This is a genomic window from Duganella sacchari (assembly GCF_900143065.1).
GTDB lineage: Bacteria > Pseudomonadota > Gammaproteobacteria > Burkholderiales > Burkholderiaceae_D > Rugamonas > Rugamonas sacchari.
Genome location: NZ_FRCX01000010.1, coordinates 128,863 through 148,559, shown reverse-complemented (window position 1 = coordinate 148,559; position 19,697 = coordinate 128,863). Strand labels below are relative to the sequence as shown.

At 62.8% G+C, this 19,697-nt stretch carries 18 protein-coding genes; 4 read left to right on the top strand and 14 right to left on the bottom strand.

Annotated features, from left to right (window positions below):
- The first annotated feature begins 162 nt into the window (after window positions 1–162).
- A complete protein-coding gene (locus tag BUA36_RS21855) occupies window positions 163–2,391 on the top strand; it encodes an NADP-dependent isocitrate dehydrogenase (RefSeq protein WP_072787553.1) in 2,229 nt (742 codons plus the stop codon).
- A gap of 69 nt (window positions 2,392–2,460) precedes the next feature.
- Window positions 2,461–2,994, top strand: coding sequence for a hypothetical protein (locus BUA36_RS21850; protein ID WP_072787440.1), 534 nt, complete (start codon window positions 2,461–2,463; stop codon window positions 2,992–2,994).
- On the opposite strand, the gene BUA36_RS21845 is transcribed toward BUA36_RS21850, so the two are convergent.
- From BUA36_RS21845 to BUA36_RS21805, 9 genes are read right to left on the bottom strand one after another with little or no spacing between them, the layout of a single operon-like run.
- Window positions 2,981–4,510, bottom strand: coding sequence for a cryptochrome/photolyase family protein (locus tag BUA36_RS21845; protein ID WP_072787439.1), 1,530 nt, complete (start codon window positions 4,508–4,510; stop codon window positions 2,981–2,983). The genes BUA36_RS21850 and BUA36_RS21845 overlap by 14 nt on opposite strands.
- On the bottom strand, window positions 4,507–4,935 hold the full coding sequence (locus BUA36_RS21840) for a nuclear transport factor 2 family protein (RefSeq protein ID WP_072787438.1): 429 nt from the start codon (window positions 4,933–4,935) through the stop codon (window positions 4,507–4,509). Before BUA36_RS21840 ends, BUA36_RS21845 begins: the two co-directional genes overlap by 4 nt.
- Window positions 4,932–5,708: an SDR family NAD(P)-dependent oxidoreductase gene (locus BUA36_RS21835; protein WP_084560279.1), complete on the bottom strand. Its 777-nt coding sequence runs from the start codon at window positions 5,706–5,708 to the stop codon at window positions 4,932–4,934. Before BUA36_RS21835 ends, BUA36_RS21840 begins: the two co-directional genes overlap by 4 nt.
- Entirely contained in the window at window positions 5,696–6,229 is a 534-nt protein-coding gene (locus tag BUA36_RS21830) for a DUF3833 domain-containing protein (RefSeq protein WP_072787436.1), read from the bottom strand. Before BUA36_RS21830 ends, BUA36_RS21835 begins: the two co-directional genes overlap by 13 nt.
- A complete protein-coding gene (locus BUA36_RS21825; protein ID WP_072787435.1) occupies window positions 6,226–7,419 on the bottom strand; it encodes an MFS transporter in 1,194 nt (397 codons plus the stop codon). The genes BUA36_RS21830 and BUA36_RS21825 overlap by 4 nt, the downstream gene beginning before the upstream one ends.
- The gene (locus BUA36_RS21820; protein ID WP_072787434.1) at window positions 7,416–7,976 is read right to left on the bottom strand and encodes a chalcone isomerase family protein; all 561 of its coding nucleotides are present in this window, start codon (window positions 7,974–7,976) and stop codon (window positions 7,416–7,418) included. Before BUA36_RS21820 ends, BUA36_RS21825 begins: the two co-directional genes overlap by 4 nt.
- Entirely contained in the window at window positions 7,945–9,150 is a 1,206-nt protein-coding gene (locus tag BUA36_RS21815; protein WP_072787433.1) for an SAM-dependent methyltransferase, read from the bottom strand. Before BUA36_RS21815 ends, BUA36_RS21820 begins: the two co-directional genes overlap by 32 nt.
- Window positions 9,147–9,914, bottom strand: coding sequence for a DUF1365 domain-containing protein (locus tag BUA36_RS21810; protein ID WP_072787432.1), 768 nt, complete (start codon window positions 9,912–9,914; stop codon window positions 9,147–9,149). The genes BUA36_RS21815 and BUA36_RS21810 overlap by 4 nt, the downstream gene beginning before the upstream one ends.
- Window positions 9,911–11,191, bottom strand: a complete 1,281-nt coding sequence (locus BUA36_RS21805) for an NAD(P)/FAD-dependent oxidoreductase (protein ID WP_072787431.1) — start codon at window positions 11,189–11,191, stop codon at window positions 9,911–9,913. The genes BUA36_RS21810 and BUA36_RS21805 overlap by 4 nt, the downstream gene beginning before the upstream one ends.
- A gap of 97 nt (window positions 11,192–11,288) precedes the next feature.
- On the opposite strand from BUA36_RS21805, the gene BUA36_RS21800 reads away from it, so the two are divergent.
- Complete coding sequence (locus BUA36_RS21800; protein ID WP_072787430.1) at window positions 11,289–11,897, top strand: TetR/AcrR family transcriptional regulator; 609 nt, start codon at window positions 11,289–11,291, stop codon at window positions 11,895–11,897.
- A 4-nt stretch (window positions 11,898–11,901) separates the two neighbouring features.
- Here the strand turns inward: BUA36_RS21800 and BUA36_RS21795 are convergent, their stop codons facing one another.
- The 4 genes from BUA36_RS21795 to BUA36_RS21780 form a co-directional block, all read right to left on the bottom strand.
- Entirely contained in the window at window positions 11,902–12,330 is a 429-nt protein-coding gene (locus BUA36_RS21795; protein ID WP_072787429.1) for a copper chaperone PCu(A)C, read from the bottom strand.
- Window positions 12,327–12,938, bottom strand: a complete 612-nt coding sequence (locus tag BUA36_RS21790) for an SCO family protein (RefSeq protein ID WP_072787428.1) — start codon at window positions 12,936–12,938, stop codon at window positions 12,327–12,329. The genes BUA36_RS21795 and BUA36_RS21790 overlap by 4 nt, the downstream gene beginning before the upstream one ends.
- A 71-nt stretch (window positions 12,939–13,009) precedes the next feature.
- Entirely contained in the window at window positions 13,010–13,378 is a 369-nt protein-coding gene (locus BUA36_RS21785) for a DUF2946 family protein (protein ID WP_072787427.1), read from the bottom strand.
- Window positions 13,379–13,447: 69 nt separating this feature from the next.
- A complete protein-coding gene (locus tag BUA36_RS21780) occupies window positions 13,448–15,472 on the bottom strand; it encodes a methyl-accepting chemotaxis protein (RefSeq protein ID WP_072787426.1) in 2,025 nt (674 codons plus the stop codon).
- Between the two features lie 395 nt (window positions 15,473–15,867).
- Here BUA36_RS21780 and BUA36_RS21775 point away from each other — a divergent pair, with 395 nt between their 5' ends.
- Entirely contained in the window at window positions 15,868–18,123 is a 2,256-nt protein-coding gene (locus tag BUA36_RS21775) for a carboxy terminal-processing peptidase (protein ID WP_072787425.1), read from the top strand.
- Window positions 18,124–18,302: 179 nt separating this feature from the next.
- Here the strand turns inward: BUA36_RS21775 and BUA36_RS21770 are convergent, their stop codons facing one another.
- Window positions 18,303–19,688: a DUF1501 domain-containing protein gene (locus BUA36_RS21770; protein WP_072787424.1), complete on the bottom strand. Its 1,386-nt coding sequence runs from the start codon at window positions 19,686–19,688 to the stop codon at window positions 18,303–18,305.
- Between the last annotated feature and the right edge of the window lie 9 nt (window positions 19,689–19,697).

Genomic DNA, 19,697 nt, shown 5'->3' with positions numbered 1-19,697 from the left:
GTTGATTTGAAAGCACACTCTACGTATTGGTACGCAGGAAAGTTGTATGATGACAAGGGGCCCTATCGAGACTGTGGCATCTTTTGCACAAACCGGTGTGGGACAGTTTAAAATAACGGGCGGAATTAACTCCAAGCACCGATCGTTTATGAGGGAATGAACATGGCAACACAAAATTCAAAAATCATCTACACGCTGACCGACGAAGCCCCACTGCTGGCAACGTATTCCCTGCTGCCTATCATCAAGAAGTTCACTGCACCGGCTGGCGTCGACGTCGTTTCCAGCGACATCTCCGTTGCTGCACGCGTGTTGGCCGAGTTCCCAGAGTTCCTGACCGACGAGCAAAAAGTACCGAATAACCTGGCCGAACTGGGCGCACTGACCCTGAAGCCGGAAGCCAACATCATCAAGCTGCCGAACATTTCGGCCTCGGTAGCCCAGCTGCAAGCGGCCATCCGCGAACTGCAAGGCAAGGGCTACAAGCTGCCGGACTTCCCGGAAGATCCAAAGACCGACGAAGAAAAAGCCCTGAAAGCGCGCTACAGCAAGTGCACCGGCTCGGCCGTGAACCCTGTGCTGCGCGAAGGTAACTCCGATCGCCGCGCACCAAAGGCGGTGAAGGACTACGCACGCAAGCACCCGCATTCGATGGGCGAGTGGAGCCAGGCATCGCGCACCCACGTGTCGCACATGCACGCTGGTGACTTCTACCACGGCGAAAAGTCCATGACCCTGGACAAGGCCCGCAACGTCAAGATGGAACTGATTACCCCGTCGGGTAAAACCATCGTGCTGAAACCGAAGGTCGCGTTGCAAGCCGGCGAGATCATCGACTCCATGTTCATGAGCAAAAAAGCGCTGCTGGAGTTCTACGAGAAAGAAATCGACGACGCCTACAAAACCGGCGTGATGTTCTCGCTGCACGTGAAAGCCACCATGATGAAGGTGTCGCACCCGATCGTGTTCGGTCACTGCGTGCGTATCTTCTACAAGGAAGCGTTTGAAAAACACGCCAAGGTGTTTGAAGAACTGGGCGTGAACGTCAACAACGGCATGGTCAACCTGTACGACAAGATCGAGAAGCTGCCAGCATCGCAGAAAGACGAGATCCTGAAAGACCTGCACGCCTGCCTGGAACACCGTCCGAAGCTGGCCATGGTCGATTCGGCCAAAGGCATCACCAACTTCCACTCGCCAAACGACGTGATCGTTGACGCATCGATGCCAGCGATGATCCGCATCGGCGGCAAAATGTGGGGCGCCGATGGCCGCACCGCCGACGTCAAGGCCGTCATGCCTGAGTCGACCTTTGCCCGTATCTACCAGGAGATGATCAACTTCTGCAAATGGCATGGCAACTTCGACCCGACCACCATGGGCACCGTGCCTAACGTCGGTCTGATGGCGCAGCAAGCCGAAGAATACGGCTCGCACGACAAGACCTTCGAGGTCGCAGAAGGCGGCATCGCCAACATCACCGATCTGGAAACCGGCGAAGTGCTGCTGACCCAGACCGTGGAAGCCGGCGACATCTGGCGTATGTGCCAGGTCAAGGACGCACCGATCCGTGACTGGGTCAAGCTGGCCGTGACCCGCGCCCGCAACTCCGGCATGCCTGCCGTGTTCTGGCTGGACACCTACCGTCCGCACGAAGCGGAAGTGATCAAGAAAGTTCAGGCTTACCTGAAGGATCACGACACCAAGGGCCTGGAAATCCACATCATGTCGCAGACCCGCGCCATGCGTTACACCCTGGAGCGTGTCTCGCGCGGCCTGGACACCATCTCGGTGACCGGCAACATCCTGCGTGACTACCTGACCGACCTGTTCCCGATTCTGGAACTGGGCACCTCGGCCAAGATGCTGTCCATCGTGCCGCTGATGGCGGGTGGCGGCATGTACGAAACCGGCGCTGGCGGTTCGGCCCCTAAACACGTGAAACAGCTGGTGGAAGAAAACCACCTGCGCTGGGACTCGCTGGGTGAATTCCTGGCGCTGGCCGTGTCGCTGGAAGAACTGGGCATCAAGAACAACAACGCCCAAGCCAAGATCCTGGCCAAGACGCTGGACGTCGCGACCGGCAAACTGCTGGACAACAGCAAGTCGCCATCGAGCCGTACCGGTGAACTGGACAACCGTGGCAGCCACTTCTACCTGGCACTGTACTGGGCGCAAGCGCTGGCAACGCAGACCGAAGATGCTGCCCTGGCAGCCCACTTCGCGCCGCTGGCCAAGACGCTGACCGAAAACGAAGCCAAGATCGTTGAAGAGCTGAACAGCGTACAAGGCCAGGCCAAGGATATCGGTGGTTACTACTACCCAGATCCAGCCAAGACCGAAGCGGTGATGCGTCCAAGCGCAACCTTCAACGCTGCCATCTCGGCGTAAGAAGATGTCTCGCTTCCGCCTGCGCGGGAGCGAGATTGACTGCCTGCGGCGTCCGTGCGAGGATGCCGCATGAGCAGCCTGTTTGAATGTAGCGTGCTCGCGCCCACGTGGTTCTGCAACCACCGCGACCTGCTGATTTACCTGGCGCCGTCGCTGTTGCTGGCGCTGCTGATCCGTGCCTTGTCCGCGCGGCATCCCTTCTTTTTTCTCTTCACCCTGGCGGGAACGATCTGTCATGAACTGGCGCACTTTGTCGCCGGCTTGCTGACGGGCGCGCGCCCGGCGGCATTTACCGTGATCCCCCGGCGCATCGGGCAGGGCTGGGAGCTGGGATCGGTGCGGCTGACGCGGGTGCGCTGGTATAACGCGGCGCCGTCGGCGCTGGCGCCGTTTCTGGTGGTGCTGCTGCCGTTTGTGGTGGCCTGGTGGCGCACCCGCAGCGGTTTACACTTTCAATGGATCGATGTAGCGCTGGCGTTTGCCATCGCGCCGCAGTTCCTGGCATGCTGGCCGTCGACCACCGACTGGAAAATCTCGCTGCGTTCCTGGCCGTATGTGGTGATCGCCGGCGCAGGCTGGTGGACCTTGGCTATGCTGCGTTGAGGTTGGACCGCAGGCTGAGCGAACGTTCGCGGATCGCCGCCAGGTCCTGCGCGCTGAAACGTTGCAACTGCTTGTACGGCATCTGCAAGCGGTGATTGCTCTCCAGGCGAGGGCGGTTGCGTTCCAAAAAATCCCAGTACAGTGCGTTATACGGACAGGCACGCTCGCCGACGCGCTGCTTCTTGTCGTAGTGGCAGCCCTTGCAATAGTCGCTCATGCGGTCGATATAGGCGGCGCTGGAGATATATGGCTTGGTGGCCAGCAGGCCGCCATCGGCATATTGGCTCATGCCCAGCGTGTTGGGCGCTTCCACCCATTCGAAGGCATCGATGTAAATGCCCAGGTACCACTGGTGCAGCGCTTGCGGCGAGATCCCGGCCAGCAGGGCAAAATTCCCGATCACCATTAGCCGGTTGATGTGATGGCTGTGCGCATGCTCCAGCGACTGGCCGATGGCGCTGGCCAGACAGCGCATGCGGGTTTGCCCATCCCAGAACCAGTGCGGCAGCGGCGTGTGGTGGTCAAACACATTCAGCTCGACATAGCCCGGCATGCGATACCAGTACACGCCACGCACGTATTCCCGCCAGCCGAGGATTTGCCGGATGTAGCCTTCGGCAGCGGCGATGGGCGCGTGGCCGTCGCGCCAGGCCTGTTCGACACGCTGGACCACGGTGCGTGGCGACAGCAGCTTCACGTTCATCGCAAACGACAGCAGTGAATGGAACAGGCGCCAGGCCTTGTAGCTCATGGCGTCCTGAAATCGGCCGAAATGGGGAAGCGCGTGCTGGACGAACGCTTCCAGCTGCACCAGCGCTTCCTCTTGGTTCAGCGGCCAGCGGAAGTCGCGGGCCTGCGGCTGGCCGAAGCTGCGCGCACCCGCATCTTCAATGGCGGCCCACAGTGCGCTGTGATCGTGGCGGGGACGGGGATCGGCTGGCTCCCACGGCATGCCGGGCCACGCCTCGCGGTTGTCCTGATCGAAGTTCCACTGGCCACCCGCCGGTGCGCCGGTCTCGCTGACCATGATGCGGTGGCGCAGACGCATGTGGCGGTAAAAGTGCTCCATCACCCAGCTGCCGCGCTGCCCGAAAAAACCTGCAGCGTCGTCGCGCGCGCTGTAGAAATGCTCGGTATCGGCCATGCCGGTGGTAATTGCCAGCGCCGCTGCATACGCGCGCAGCTGTTCATCGAGCCGCCATTCATCGGGCGCCTGCCATTCGAAGGCACTGGCCTGGTAGCGGGCCAGCAGCGCGTCCAGGTTGTCCGGCAAGGACTGCACATTGTCTTGGTCGTCGATGGCCAGGTAGTGGACCACGTGGCCGCTGGCGCGCAGGCGCGCGGCAAAGTCGCGCATGGCGGCAAAGATGGCGATGATCTTCTGCGCATGGTGCAGCACGTAGTCAGTCTCCTGGCGCACTTCCATCATCACGTACACTACATCGTCGCGCACCTTGCTGTACCAGCTGTGCTGGCCGTTGAGCTGGTCGCCCAGTATCAGGCGCAGTGTCGTCATGGTTGCGGCGGGACTGCGGCAAAGCGGCGGCGCAGCCAGCGGATGGGCGCACCGACGACCGGCAGCTTTTGCAGCAGCTCTTCGGCCGCATCCCAGTAGTCGCGGTGCAGTGTCACCTGGCCTTCGTGGTTAAAGCGGAAATGCGAGGCGCCTGCAATCTCGTAGATGCGGCCACGCAGCGTGCAGACAAAGGTCCACGTGGCAAAGGCCTGCTCACCTTGTGCGATGCGCTCGCCGATGATGAAGTGCGGGTTGTCCGTGTGCGCAAACATGTGGCGCATGATGGTTTCGATGGCGGCGACGCCGCGCACATCGTTGAACGGATCACGGAAGTGGGCGTCGGCAGCATACAGTTCGGCGGCGCGGCTGATGCTTTGCGGCGTCATGGTGGCGTACCAGTCGAGCAGTGCGTCAAGTTGGGTCATGGGTGTACCAGTCGTGATATCAGCGGGAAGCGCAGGCGGTAGGGCAGCCAGCGCAAAAATTTGAGCGCCAGCGTAAAGCGGCGCGGGAAGTGGATTTCGAAGCGGCCCGAGGCCAGCCCGCGGCGGATCGCGCGCGCTGCTGCCTGCGGTGTTTGCAGCGCCGGCATGGTGAAGTCGTTCTTGGCGGTCAGCGAGGTTTGCACGAAGCCGGGATTAATCAGATACACGCTCAGGCCACGCGGACGCAGGTCCACATACAGCAGTTCCGCCAGATTGATGAGCGCTGCCTTGCTGGGACCATACACGCTGGCATTGGGCAGGCCGAAGTAGCCGGCCACGCTGGCCACGATGGCAATACCGCCGCTGCCGCGCGCCAGCATGGCCGGCAGCACCGTCGACAGGCCGGTGTAGACGCTGCCCAGATTGGTCTGCAGCGTGCGGGCGGCGCCTTCGGCATTCACTTCCCAGCTGCGTTCGGGATGGTAGTCGGCTGCGCAGAACACAATCAGGTCGATGCCGCCGAACAGCTGGCAGATCTGTTCATGGCGCGCATGCCAGGCCTGTGCGTCGAGGATATCGAACGGCGCCACCAGCGCTTGCGGATGGCCGCTGGCCACGGCTTGCAGGCGTTCGGTACGGCGCGCCGACAACGCCACGCGCGCACCCGCCAGCAGTGCCTCCACGGCCAGCGCCGCACCAATGCCGCTGGACGCGCCGATCACCCAGACCCGCAGTCCGGCCCAGTCGCGCAATGGATGGTTCAGGGGACGCATGCGCGCCTCCGGAAAGTCAGGGTTACCTGGCCCAGCTCCACGCCGAACTTGCGCATGCTGGCGCGGTTCATCATGGTGCAGCGGTCGATCAGGAACATCCAGTCGTCAAACTGCATTTCGTAAGTGCTGCCATCGACCGGCAGCAGCAGCGTGTACTGCCAGCGCAGCGCATTGCCCGCCACTTCACCTTGCGCCTCGCCCTTGACGTCGGCCGCCGTGCCGCGCCACAGGCCATCGGCACTACGCGCAAGATGCCAGACGCGTTGCTGGGTGCTGCCGTCGTCGTAGCGGAAGCGTTCGTCCAGCGTCAGCTTGTCCTGCTCACTCACGCCGGTGATCTCGACGTGGAAGCGCTTGGCCACCTCGCCATTCCTGCGCTGGAACATGCCCCAGGCATCGGTGGTGCCGTTGAAGTAGTCGGCCAGGTCCAGCGCCGGTGTCACCGACTTGTAGTGCTGGACGTCGGGACCGGTGCAACCGGCCAGCAGGGCTGCCAGTAAGGCTATGCATTGTCGTTTCATGTCGTGCTCCTGGAGGCCGCAATAGCCAGCAATTTAAGAAAACAGGGGAGTACCGCGTAAGCCAGCGTCAGGCTGGGGCCGCCGCCATGGCCCGGCTGATAGCCCAGCCACGCCAGCAGCGGCAGCGACAGGCCGGCCAGTGCCAGCGCCAGTTTGCCGAGCAGTGTGAAGATGCCGAATCCGGCGCCCGCGCCAAGATGCGCGCCCAAGGCGCGCCCCAGCAACACGGGCGGCAGCGCCAGGTCGGCGCCCAGTGCCGCACCAGCTGCGATGCAGACCGCGCCATACGCCAGCAGGTCGCCCGGCCCGAGCAGGGCGGCGCCGCAGAATCCGGCAACCGACAACAGCATGCCCAGACGCCAGCAGCGCAGCGGTCCCAGTTTGCGCGCCAGCGCTGTCCATGCCGGCAAGCCGCAGGCAGCCGCGCCGAAATAGCAGGCCAGGAACACGCCCGCCTGCTGTGGTGCCCCTAGCTGGTCGCCGATGTAGAACAGCGCCAGCGTGGCGGGTACCGCGACCGACAGCGCGTTCAGGAAGTAGGGCAGCAGCAGGGCGCGCACTGCACGATTGCGTGTCAGTTCGCGCAGGGTGTCGCGCCAGCCCTGCGGTGCAGTGCGGGATGCTGCGGGCGGTGCGTAGCGCAGCAGGACCAGCATGGCCAGCAAGAGCAGCAGCGCATAGACCAGGCTGTAGACGGCCAGGCGGGGACGTACCTGCGCGGCGTCGCCAGCAAGTATTGCGGCTGGCACCAGGCTGGCTGCCAGCATGCCGGCCAATCCCATGCCCTCGCGCCAGGCCACCGCACCCAGCGCGCGGGGCAAATGTGCGCCCCATGCCAGATACGCGATGTTGACCAGGCTGTGCGCACCGTAGGCCAGGACCAGCATCAACGCCAGCCAAGCACCCGGTGCGCCAGCTTGTGGCGGCAGCCACAGCGCCGCAAACGCCAGTGCCAGGACGGCGGCGCCGAGCGCCATCCAGCGCCGCTGCTGCGCCTGCGCGCGGTCGAGCAGATGGCCGAGCAGCGGATCTTGCAGCATGTCGATCAGGCGTGCGGCAAATAGCACGCCACCGAGCGGCGCCAGCGCCACGCCGAGATGTGTGGCGTAGTAGGCGGGCAGCTGGACGAACAGCGGCAGCGCCGCCATCGCCAGTGGTGCGCCCAGCAGGCCGTAGGCGGCGTTGCTCATGGCGGCGTTCCCAGCAAGCGTAGGCGCAGCGTCGGGTCACGGCTGTCCGGATTGAGCCAGATATCAAAGAAGGCGCGCGCCAGCGCTTCGTCGTTGAGTTCTGCCAGCAGGCGCTGGCGGTCGTACAGGCGCATGCCGTTGCCGGGCAGGTAGACGCCGGTCAGCTCATCGCCATCACGCACATCCACGAACGCGTTGGACAGCTGCGCTTCCCATCGCGCCAGCGTGGCGGCCGCGATGGGCACGGGACTGAGGCGGCGGATTTCCTCCATGCTGGTGCTGACCAGGCGCTCGCGGCTGATGCTGCGGTAGTAGCTGAGCTGCAAAGCAAAGGGCTGCGCGGCGTCGAATGGGCGGCTGGCCGACCATAGTGTGGCGTGGTAGATGCGCAGGCCGAACCAGCGCAGGTCGCCGCCTCCCACCGCTTGCGCTTGCGGCAGCTGCGTGCGCCAGTCGGCAGCGGCCACGCTGGGTGCGCTGGCCACCGTCGCGGCAGCGAGCAGCGCGCCCAGCACCAGGCGGCGCCTAGCGTTTATGGAGAAGGAACTGGACCACATCGGTACGACCCTCATCGAAAGCAGCTTCGCAATAAGCGAAATACAGGTCCCAGATACGCATGAAATGGGCGTCGAAACCTTGCGCCGTCACTTGTGCGCGCGCGGCGTGGTAGGCGCTGCGCCAGCGCCGCAGCGTCTCTGCATAGTCGGGGCCAAAGGCGTAGTGTTCTTCGCTGTGCAGGCCGGCGCGGGCGGCGCTGCGCTCGAAGCGCTCGACGCTCGGCAGCATCCCGCCCGGGAAGATGTATTGCTGGATGAAGTCCGTGCTGCTGCGGTAGCGCGGGAAGTGGCGTTCACCGATGGTGATGGACTGCACCAGTGCCTTGCCGCCGGCTTTAAGGCGCGCTTGCACGGTGTCGAAATACTGCGGCCAATAGCGTTCGCCAACCGCCTCGAACATTTCAATCGACACCGCGGCGTCGTAGCTGCCACGGATGTCGCGGTAGTCGCGCAGCTCCAGTTGCGCGAGTGCGCCCAGGCCCGCAGCAGCGATGCGCTGCTGCGCGACCTGCAGCTGCGCTGGCGAGATGGTCAGCCCATGCACATGGATGCCCTGGCGCGCCGCGTGCTCGGCAAAACCGCCCCAGCCGCAGCCGATCTCCAGCACCCGGTCGCCCGCCCGCAGTCCCAGCGTGTTGATGACGCGCTGGTATTTGCGGGACTGTGCCTGCTCCAGCGGCAGGCCGTAGTCGCCATCAAAGATGGCCGCCGAATAGGTCCAGCTGCGGTCCAGCCACAGGCGGTAGAAGTCGTTGCCGATATCGTAGTGGCTGTGGATGTTGCGGCGGCTGCCATTGCGCGTGTTGGGCCGCAGCCAGTGGCGCACCCGGTACCAGCAGCGTGCCAGTACGCCACCGAACACCGCCGGTTCGAGCGCCGCTTCATTGCGCAAGGCCAGCCGCAGCAGCGCGACCAGGTCCGGGCTGTCGATCCAGCCCGCGCCCCAGGCTTCACCGAGGCCGATGTCGCCTGCGCGCAGGATGCAGGCGCAGGCGCGCCAGTCGTGGATCTCCAGCGTGGCGCCGGGGTTGGCATGGGCATCGCCAAACACCATGCGCGTATGGTCGGGCGTGATCAGCTCCAGATGTCCCTGGCTGATGCGGCCCAGCAAAGTCAGGAATAGCCGCGCGCTGGGCGGCGCGGTCTGGATGGCGGTTGACAGCGTACGGTTCATCGGAGCGGCTCCTCGTGGACAGTGATGTTGGTGGCGGAACGTGGCGGCTTGCGGAAAAAGGGCACTTTCTTTAACCACAGCCGCAAGGCCTGCCAGTGAATGCGGAACACGATGCCCAGTCCCAGCAGCGGATAGCGCAGCAGGGCGGCGGCCAGCGCGCTGTCGCGCATGGGCTCGGCGCGGCCGGACAGCGTGGTGCGGATCAGCAGACCGTCGTCATCGTGGTAATCGAGGCTGGTACGCGGCTGCGCGCCAGTCAGATGGAAGCGGAAATGGTAGTGGCCGGTTGGCTGGCAAAACGGCGACACATGCATCTGCTTGATGCACGTGGCCGCGCCCTCGCTTGACACCTGTAGCAGGTAGCGGTGGGTTTCGCCGAAGGTGTTGTTCACCTCGGCCAGCACGGCGCGCAGGCGGCCTTGGCGGTCATGGCAATGCCAGAAGCTGACGGGGTTGAACGCATGGCCCAATACGCGCGGGAAGGTCTGCAGCCAGATCTCGCCATTAGCCGCGATGTCGTGCTCAGCCAGCAGCGCGCGCATCCAGTGTTCCAGGCTGCTGCCGTCGCGCGGGCCGTAGTCACGCGTGCGCAGTGACAGTGGGCGGCGGCGGTCGATGCCAAACCAGCGCGACTGGCATCGCTCCAGCTGCGCCAGATTCAGGCGCACATAGAACACCGGATAGACAAAACGGTGCAGCACCGGCCGCAAGCGCGCATGCATCACGCGTGCATGGACCAGTTGGGCGGGCGCTGGTGATTTCATGGCAGGGTGGTCCACGCTGGGGCGGCGTCAAATGCGGCGGCAATGCGCAGCGCAGACTTCAGGCCGTCTTCATGGAAGCCATAGCCGCTCCAGGCACCGGCATACCAAGCGCCGCCGAGACCCTGGATCTCCGGCAGCGCGCGCTGGGCGTCAATCGCCGGCTGGTCCATGATCGGGTGGTCGTACTCGAAGCGCGCCAGGACGGAATCGGCAGCCGGTGCGACGGGCGGGTTCAGCGTCACCACCACGGGCTGGCTGAATGGCAGGCTTTGCAGCTGGTTGAGCCAGTAGCTGACACAGACGGGGCGGCTGCCATCAGTCTGCCGTGACGACAGATAATTCCAGGCCGACCACACCTTGCGCCGTTTTGGCAGTAGCTTGGCATCCGTGTGCAGCCAGGCGGTATTGGGCTGATAGCGCACGGCGCCGAGAATCGCGCGCTCGCGTTCGCTGGCGTCGACCAGCAGCGACAGTGTGGTCGGCGCGTGCGTGGCGAAGACGACATCATCAAACACTTCGCCGCGGCCGTTGCTGCTGACCATGACGTGGCCGGCGCCGCGGCGTACCGCGCTGACGGGCGTGTTGAGGCGGCAGTCGGGCAGCGTGGCGGCGATCGCCTGCACGTATTGACGCGAGCCGCCGCGCACGGTGCGCCACTGCGGCCGGTCATTCACCTGCAGCAGCGCGTGGTTCAGGCAGAAGCGCAGGAACGTCGCGGCCGGGAAGGCCAGGATGTCACGTGGTGAACTGGACCAGATCGCCGCCGCCATCGGCAGCAGATAGGCGTCGCGGAACATGGTGCTGTAACCGTGCCGTGCCAGCAACTGGCCCAGCGTGGCGCCGTCCGATGCGCAATCGGCCAGAAATGCCTCGGCATGGCGGTTGAAATGCAGGATGTCGCGCAGCATGCGCAAGAAGGACGGCGATGCCAGGCGGCGGCGCTGGGCGAACACCGTGTCCAGACTGGTGCCAGCCCACTCCAGCGCACCGTTGTCCATGGAGACGGCAAACGACATATCGCTGCCGATGCTGTCGACGCCCAGTTCGTCAAACAGCGCGATCAGGTTGGGATAGGTTTTCTCGTTGTAGACCAAAAAACCGGTGTCGACGGCACAGCGCTGGCCTGCCAGTTCGATGTCCACGGTATTTGCATGGCCGCCAAGATAGCTGCCGGCCTCGAACAGCACTACGTCATGGCGGCGCTGCAGGAAGTAGGCCGCAGCCAGGCCGGAAATCCCGGCGCCGATGACGGCAATGCGTTTACGTGGTGTATTCATGATGGTTTTAAGCGGCAATCTGCCTGTTTTTGTACCGACGTGATAATATTACTACCAATAAATCAGAAACGCTACTGATTAGTAGCGAAATTTACTTATGAGTATTCTGTCCAAATTCAGTTTTAAAGACCAGGCGTTTAAATTGCGCGAGAACGCCATCCTGGACGCGGCGACTGCGGTGCTGGGCAGTAAAGGCTACGACCTGATGACCATGGATGACGTGGCTGGGGCGGTGGGCATTTCCAAGCCCAGCCTGTACAAGCACTTCAAGTCCAAGGAGGAGCTGGTGGGCGAGGCCATGATCCGCTTGCTGGATGGGGCGATTGAGCAGGTTGCCGCGCTGGACGCGGCACTGAATCCGGTGCAGAAGCTGTCGGCGTTGCTGGAGTGGGCGCTGCGCGTGCGGCTGGGTGGCGGGCTGCCATTCCTGCCGTCGACCAGCCCGCATGTGCGGGATATGTTGATGCGCAATGTGAAGTACATGCTGCGCGTGGTGAAACTGAACCGGCAGCTGGAGGGCCTGGTGAAGCAGGCGCAGAAAGAGGGCCTGCTGAATCCGGCCCTGCCTTCTGACGCGATTTTGTTCAGCTACTATGCGCGGACCTGCGACCCGGCGGTGGAGTATCTGCAGAAGTTCAGCAAGATGGCGGACGACGATATCGTCCGCCACATGCTGACGATGACATTTGGCGGGCTGACCCGGTAAGGGATCAGTGTGCCGCGTTGAGCGGCTTGACCGGCGCTTCCACTTCCACCTTGCTGCGCACCTTCTGCGCATCTTCAATCTCCAGCGTCAGCGGTACTTTGTCGCCTTCCTTGAGCGGCTGCTTCAGGTTCAGCAGCATCAGGTGGTAGCCGCCTGGCGCCAGCTTGACCAGCTGGCCGGCGGGCAGGTCCAGCGCCTGGATCTGGCGCATGCGCATGGTGTCGTTATCCATTTTCATTTCGTGCACTTCCACCACACCGGCGGCCGGCGAGCTGGCGCCCACCAGTTTGGCCGAGGTGGTCGAAGTCAGCGTCATGAAGGCGCCGGTGGCTTTCTGGGCCGCCACGGTGGCGCGCACCCATGGTTCGCCAACGGTGACTTGCGCCAGGGCGGGCAGGGCGGCCATCAGCAGCAGGGAGAGTAGTTTTTTCATTGGAAGAGTCCTTTCAGGAAGCCGGTGTCTTTTTTCGGGTTGAGCAGTTTGCGGATGTCGTCGGCGCACTGCTGGGCGGTTTCTTCGTGTTTCATGGCCAGGCGGACTTTGCCGCTGGTGTCGAACACGTAGGTGAGGGCGGTGTGGTCCATGGTGTAGGAGCTGCCGCTCGGGACTTTGCGGTAAAAGATCTTGAAGTCCTTGGCGGCCTTGGCGGTCTGCTCCAGGTTGCCGCGCACGGCGACAAAGGTGGGATCGAAGGCGCGCGTGTACTCGGCCAGCAGTGGTGCGGTATCGCGTTCCGGATCGACGGTGACAAACACGACTTGCAGCTTGTCGCCATCGGCGCCGAGCAGGCGCTTGATCTCGACGGCGCGCGCCAGCGCGGTCGGGCATACGTCCGGACATTGGGTGAAGCCGAAGAACAGCATTACCACCTTGCCTTTGAAGTCGCGCAGTGCGGCGGGCTTGCCGTCACCGTAAAACAGCTGATAGTCGGGGCCGATGCTGCTGCCCGTGATGTCGATGGCGGTAAAGCCGGCGGCGTGCGCCGTGCCCGCCACGAATGGCAGGGCGGCCAACGACGATAGGAATAAACGGCGTTGCATAGGGAATCCTGTAGAGCGGATGTTGCGGAAGCACGCAGGGCCGATAGGCGCCAGCGTGCGGCGGACGACAATCAGGCGGCGGCAGGTGGCCCGCGCGCTTGCGCGTCGGACCAGGTGGATTGCGGCAGGCGCGCGGTGTGGCGCGGCGCCGGATAAACGTCGTGGCCTTCCAGCACCGCCAGCAGGCCGGCGGGTGCGGGCGGGGGCGCATCGTTGCCGCCCTGGACGGCGCAGAGGACGCAATGCTTGACGGTGTGCGCGGGCAGCTTGGCTGGCGCGGTATCGTCGGCTGCGCGGGTCGCGCTGCAAATCTCCAGGGCCAGCGGATTGGCGGTCAATAGCGTGACCGCCTGGCTGACCGCCGGCGCGCACAGGTTCAGCAGGATCGCTATAGAAACGATCAGGCTGGTCAAGCGCCGGTGCTGGAGAAAAATAGGCATTCAGCAATTATAAAAGAAAAAAGCCGCCACCGTGATTCACGGGGCGGCTTGATGACTGGCGCGGCGCGCTTACTTGAGCGCCAGGCGCTGTGCCTGCGCGCGCGCAGGCTGCTGGTTGCCGCTGTGGCTGCCCAGCTTGAAGATGCGCACCACGTCTTCCAGTTCATGCGCCTGGTCCTGCAGCGCCTGGGCGGCAGCGGCCGCTTCTTCCACCAGTGCGGCGTTCTGCTGCGTCACCTGGTCCATCTGGGTGATGGCTTCGTGCACCTGGCCGATGCCGGCGCGCTGTTCTTCGCTGGCGGTGCTGATTTCGGCCATGATGCCGGTCACGCGGCGCACGCTGTCAACCACTTCCTTCATGGTGCTGCCAGCCTGTTCCACCTGCTTGCTGCCGATTTCCACTTTGCTCACGGAGTCGTCGATGAGTTCCTTGATTTCCTTGGCGGCAGTGGCCGAGCGCTGCGCCAGGTTGCGCACTTCGGAGGCCACCACGGCAAAGCCGCGGCCCTGTTCGCCGGCACGCGCCGCTTCCACGGCGGCGTTCAGCGCCAGGATGTTGGTCTGGAAGGCGATGCTGTCGATGACCGAAATAATGTCGGCAATCTTGCGCGACGAGGCGGTAATCGAGCCCATGGTGTCGACCACTTGCGCCACCACTTCGCCACCCTTGACGGCGATGTCGGACGCGGCCAGCGCCATCTTGTTGGCTTGCGTTGCGTTCTCGGCGTTCTGGGTCACGGCGGTGCTCAGTTCTTCCATCGAGGCTGCGGTTTCTTCCAGGCTGGAGGCCTGCTCTTCGGTACGGCCCGACAGATCCAGATTGCCCTGGGCGATTTCCGCCGATGCGGTGGTGATCTGCTCGGCGCCCTGGCGTACCTGGCCGACCACGCCGGACAGGTTGTCGCTGATGTTGTTCAGCGAGCGCAGCACCAGGCCGATCTCATCCTTGTTATTGATTTCCAGATGCACGTCCAGGTCGCCCTGGGCGATACGGCTGGCGGCTTCGGTAGCGCGCGACAGCGGACGCGAGACCACGGCACGCACCAGCAGGAACAGCACCACCGCAAACAGCAGCAGCGAGATCAGGCCGAGCACGGCGTAGCGGTTGCGCAGCTGGCCTGCTTCACGCGTGATTTCTTCCGTGTAGGTGCCGCCGACGATGAGCCAGTTCCACGGCTTGAAGGTATGGAATTCCACCATCTTCTCGCGCGGTGTTTCGCCGTCCTTGTCGGCCCAGTCGTACCTCATGCTGCCTTCCTTGGTGTCCAGCATCTCTTTGATGAACAGGCGGCCGTCGCTGCTTTTGCTGTCCAGCAGGCTCTGGCCTTCCAGGCTCGGGTGAACCACGGCCGTGCCTAAGGTCTTGCCGGCGGCGTTGACGATGTAGACGTAGCCGGTGTCGCCGATCTTGATGGCCTTGATTTTCTCTTTCAGCACGCTGAGGTTCTTGGAAATATCGAAGCCGATGAACAGCACGCCGATGACCTTGCCGCTGCTGTCCTTGATCGGATCGTATTCGGTGATGTACTGCTTGCCGAACAGCGTGGCCAGGCCGATGTAGTTGCCACCGGCGCGCAGCAGCGGGTAGCTTGGGTGCGCGTGGTCGAGCTGGGTACCGATGGCGCGTTCGCCGTTTTCTTTTTTCAGCGAGGTGGTGACGCGCACGAACTCATCGCCGTTGGCGGCAAAGATGGTGGCCACGACGCCGGTGTCGGCGGTGAATTTGTCGGGGATGCTGAAGTCCATATTCAGCGTCTTGCCGTTGTGCTTGAGCGAAGGCGTCGGCTTGCCGCCGATGTCGACGGTTGTAGCGGTGTCCAGCGAGAAGCCGCCGTCGCCGAAGCCGGCCGCGAACAAACGCGCGAAGCTGGAGGCGTCGTTGCTCATGGCGGTGTTGAACATCTCAACGGTATTGCTGATGCCGCCCAAGGTGTTGGCGACGTTGGCCTTGGCGCGCTCTTTCAGCATGGCCGAGGTGCTCATGTTGATGAGCGTGAGCAGCAGCGCCAGAATCACACTGATGAGGCCAAAAGTAAAAACGGTAATTTTGGTACCGACACCCCAATTACGGGGATTCAAGATTATTGTTTTCATGTTCTTTTTAGAAAAATACTGCGGTTTGAAGTCGCCCGGAAGCCGGGCGCGCCCGCCGGGGAGGCGGACAACAACTGCGAAGGCAAGGGCGCTGCCGGAGCAGAGCCTTCAGGATGAAACTAAGTGAAGACCAGTATGATACCAGATTTTTTCCACAAGGCAACCAATTCGAGGAATGTCTCGAAAAATTTTGTTTTTTAAAACAATGACTTAAACAAAATGAAGTCGCAAATACGTAGTTATACTTATTTCGGATGGTGAAAAGTTGCCGTGTTTCAGGTGTGCTTAAGCTTAGGCAGAGAAACTCGGAAATACTAGTCCCGTGTTGCTTACGCTATCCTGTAGAATCAGAGCGTAGTGCTCATACCTTAATCAATACGTTTCGGAGTAAGCCGATGAAGAAGCAAATGCTGTTGGTGGCCATCCTTGCGGCCCTGTCAGTGCAGGCCGGCGCCGCCGTGCCAGAGAAAACGGCGGATACCCCCCTCAAGCCTCAAGCGGGCCAGACGCAGGCGGCCGTGTGGGCCTCGCGTGTGCTCACCAAGCTGCATTACAAGCCGGTACCGCTGGATGATGCGATGTCGGAAAAAATCTTCGACCGCTACTTCAAGTCGCTGGATGCGGAAAAAATGTTCTTCACCCAGGCCGACGTCGACCAGTACGCCATCGTCCGCACCCGCCTGGATGACGCCATCAACGGCGAAAACCTGAGTGTGCCGTTTGCCATCTTCAATCTGTACCAGCAGCGTTTCAATGAGCGCATCGCCTATGCACGCGAACTGGTCAACAAGAGCAAGTTTGAATTCACGTCCGACGAGACCTATCAGTACGACCGCGAGAAGGCCGACTGGGCCAAGAATGACGCCGAGGTGAAAGACCTGTGGCGCAAGCGCGTCAAGAATGAGTGGCTGCGCCTGAAACTGGCCGGCAAGGACGACAAGGCCATCCGCGAAACGCTGGACAAGCGTTACGAAGGCTACCTGAGCCCGTCGCGCAAGCTGACCAATGAAGACGTGTTCCAGATCTTCATGAACGCCTACGCCATGTCGATTGAGCCGCACACCAACTACCTGGGACCGCGCGCGGCTGAGAACTTTGACATCGCCATGCGCCTGTCGCTGGAAGGCATCGGCTGCGTGCTGCAATCGCGCGATGACTACACCGTGGTGCGTGAAGTGGTGACGGGCAGCCCGGCTGGCCTGTCCGGCAAGATCAAGGTGGGCGACAAGATCGTTGGCGTGGCCAAGGATGAAAAAACGCCCATGACCGAAGTGCTGGGCTGGCGCCTGGACGACGTGGTGGCGCTGATCCGCGGGCCCAAGGATTCCACCGTCAAGCTGGAAATCATCCCGGCCGACGGCGGCGCCGATGCCAAGCACCAGTTCGTCTCGCTGGTGCGTCAGAAGATCAGCATGGAAGAGCAGTCGGCCAAGAAGTCGATCTATGAAATCAAGGATGGCGCTGCCAAGCGCCGCGTCGGCGTGATTTCGCTGCCAACCTTCTACATGGACTTTGAAGCGCGCCGCAAGGGCGACAAGGATTTCAAGTCGGCCACGCGTGACGTGCAGCGCCTGCTGGTCGAGCTCAAGAAGGACAAGGTCGATAACGTGCTGATCGACCTGCGCAATAACGGCGGCGGTTCGCTGACCGAAGCGGTGGAACTGACCGGCCTGTTCATCGACAAAGGCCCGGTAGTCATGCAGCGCAATGGCGACAACAAGGTGGAAGTCGAGAGCGACACCAATCCGGGCATGGCCTGGGATGGCCCGATGGGCGTGCTGATCAACCGTGGTTCGGCCTCGGCGTCGGAGATTTTCGCGGCGGCGATCCAGGATTACGGCCGGGGCATCATCATTGGCGAGCCTAGCTTCGGCAAAGGCACGGTGCAGACCCTGTTTGGCCTGGACCGCTTTGCGCAGAACGACAAGGTGCATTATGGCGAGCTCAAGTTCACCATTGCGCAGTTCTTCCGCATCAATGGCGGCACCACCCAGCTGCGCGGCGTGACGCCGGACATCAAGCTGCCGACCATGGGCGATTCGGATACCTTTGGCGAGTCGAGCTACGACAACGCGCTGCCGTGGACCCAGATCAAACCGGCAATCTACATCCCGACCGGTGACATGAAGGAAATCGTGCCGCTGCTGGACAAAAAGCACGAGGCGCGCGTGTCCAAGGACAAGGACTTCCAGTACCTGGCCGAAGACATCGCCCTGGTGAAAAAACAGCGCAAGGAAAACTCGATCTCGCTGAACGAAGCCGCGCGCCGCAAGGAACGCGATCAGCAGGAAGCGCGCGCCAAGCTGCGTGAAGCGCGTCTGCTGTCGCCAACGCCGGGCGCCGACGATCCTATCCTGGTGCCCGATCCGAAAGATGCGCTGAACAAGGCCATTGCGGCCAAGCCAGCCAACGGCAAGGCAGCGCCAACGCCGAAAGTCGCGGGCGTCAAGGGCGCGCTGCGCAGCGATGACGGCTTGCAAGGCGCCGAGCGTTCGCTGGCCGCCGAGCTGGAAGCGGAGAAGCAGGCCAAGGCCGCCAAGGACGTGCTGCTGAACGAAGCGGTGCACATCTTGTCGGACGAAGTCAGCGTGCTGAAGACGGACACCCGCATGGCCTCGCGCGTGCTGCCTTACGCGGCGGACGTCAAGTAAAACTAAGCCGCCTCCGCTAAAAACCCGAAAGTCACAACGTGGCTTTCGGGTTTTTTATTGTGTTGGGCAGCAGATGGCGCAGGACTGCAGTGACGCCGGCGCGGACGAAGTCACCGTCGCCACCAGGACTGGCTTTGGCAGCGCTGCTTGCGACCTGTTTTTTTATCCTGTCGTCCGCGTCAGACAAAGCCGAGATTGCGGGTGCCGGCGTTGTAGTTGGCCAGGTTGGGTAACAGGCTCAGCAAATCGCTGTCCGAGGCGCCCATCCATTTGCCCAGGGTGGCGGCATATTGCTCGATCGAGGTGGTCGGCAGCAGGCGGCCCTGGCCGACATCGTCAGGACCGTCGCTGGCGACGGCCGGAGGCTTGCCGTAGTAGCGCCCGCCTTGCACGGCGCCACCCAGCATGAAGTGCATGCTGCCCCAGCCATGATCGGAGCCATCGTTGTTGCCGCTCAGTGTGCGTCCGAAGTCGGAGGCGGTGAAAGTGGTCACCTGGTTTTGCACACCAAGTTCGACCGTCGCGTTGTAGAACGCCGAGACCGCATCGGCGACGCTTTTCAGCAGGCCGGGGTGCACGGTGAGCAGGCCATCATGGGTGTCGAAGCCGCCCATCGACACAAAGAACACCTGGCGCTTGGCGCCAATCGCCGGCGCGCTGGCAATCATTCGCGCCACCATCTTGAGTTGATCGCCCAGACCGTTCGCGGCAGGGAAGGGTGTGTTGATGGTCGCGCCGCCCGCCAGCGCCGTGCTCAGTACCGTATTGGCCGAGATGGCGCGCTGCGTGATGCGCGCATAGTCTGATTGCATGAAGTGGGAATGCGGCTGCGTGACCAGCGTTTGCAGTGCGGCGCTGGCAGCACTGGAGCCAAACAGCGGATGCTCCAGCGCGGTGAAGGGCACCGGGCCGCTGGTGGATACCTGGTATTGGGTCGCCTGTTTCCCGGCCAGGAACACCGCATTGCCCGACACGTTGACGCACGTGAACGTGGCGCTGCCATTGCCCGCTTCGAACAGATCGCCCAGGCGTCCGCCCCAGCCGGACTCGGCGCCTTCCGGCAGCGAGGATTGCCACTCCGACTGCTGGTCGTTGTGCGAGAACAGCTTGGCGGGCAGCGGCGCCGATTTTTGCACATACTGCTGCTTGGTGGTGGGACCGACCAGCGTGCCGACATTCAGCAGCACGCCCATTTTTCCCGCATTGAAGATGGGCAGCAGCGGCGCCAGTTCAGGCGCCAGCGCATACTGGCGCGGCATGCCGGACCCATCCAACGGAATGCTGGAGGGCCGCAGCACCGTGCCTGTCAGCGCGCTCTGCTGATAGGCCAGCGTGGGACGCAGATTGTAGTAGGCGTTGAAGCTGGCGCTGTCGTACGGCACCAGCGTGTTGGCGTAATCATTGCCGCCGTAAAGAAAGACACAGACGATCGCCTTGTAGTCATTGGCGGTGGCAGCAGCAGCTTCCGCCATGGCGGCCAGGTTGATGGCCCACGGCGTTGCCACACCGGCGACGGACAGCATGGACGCACGTTTGAGGAAAGCGCGGCGAGATGCATTGCTCATGGCGATCTC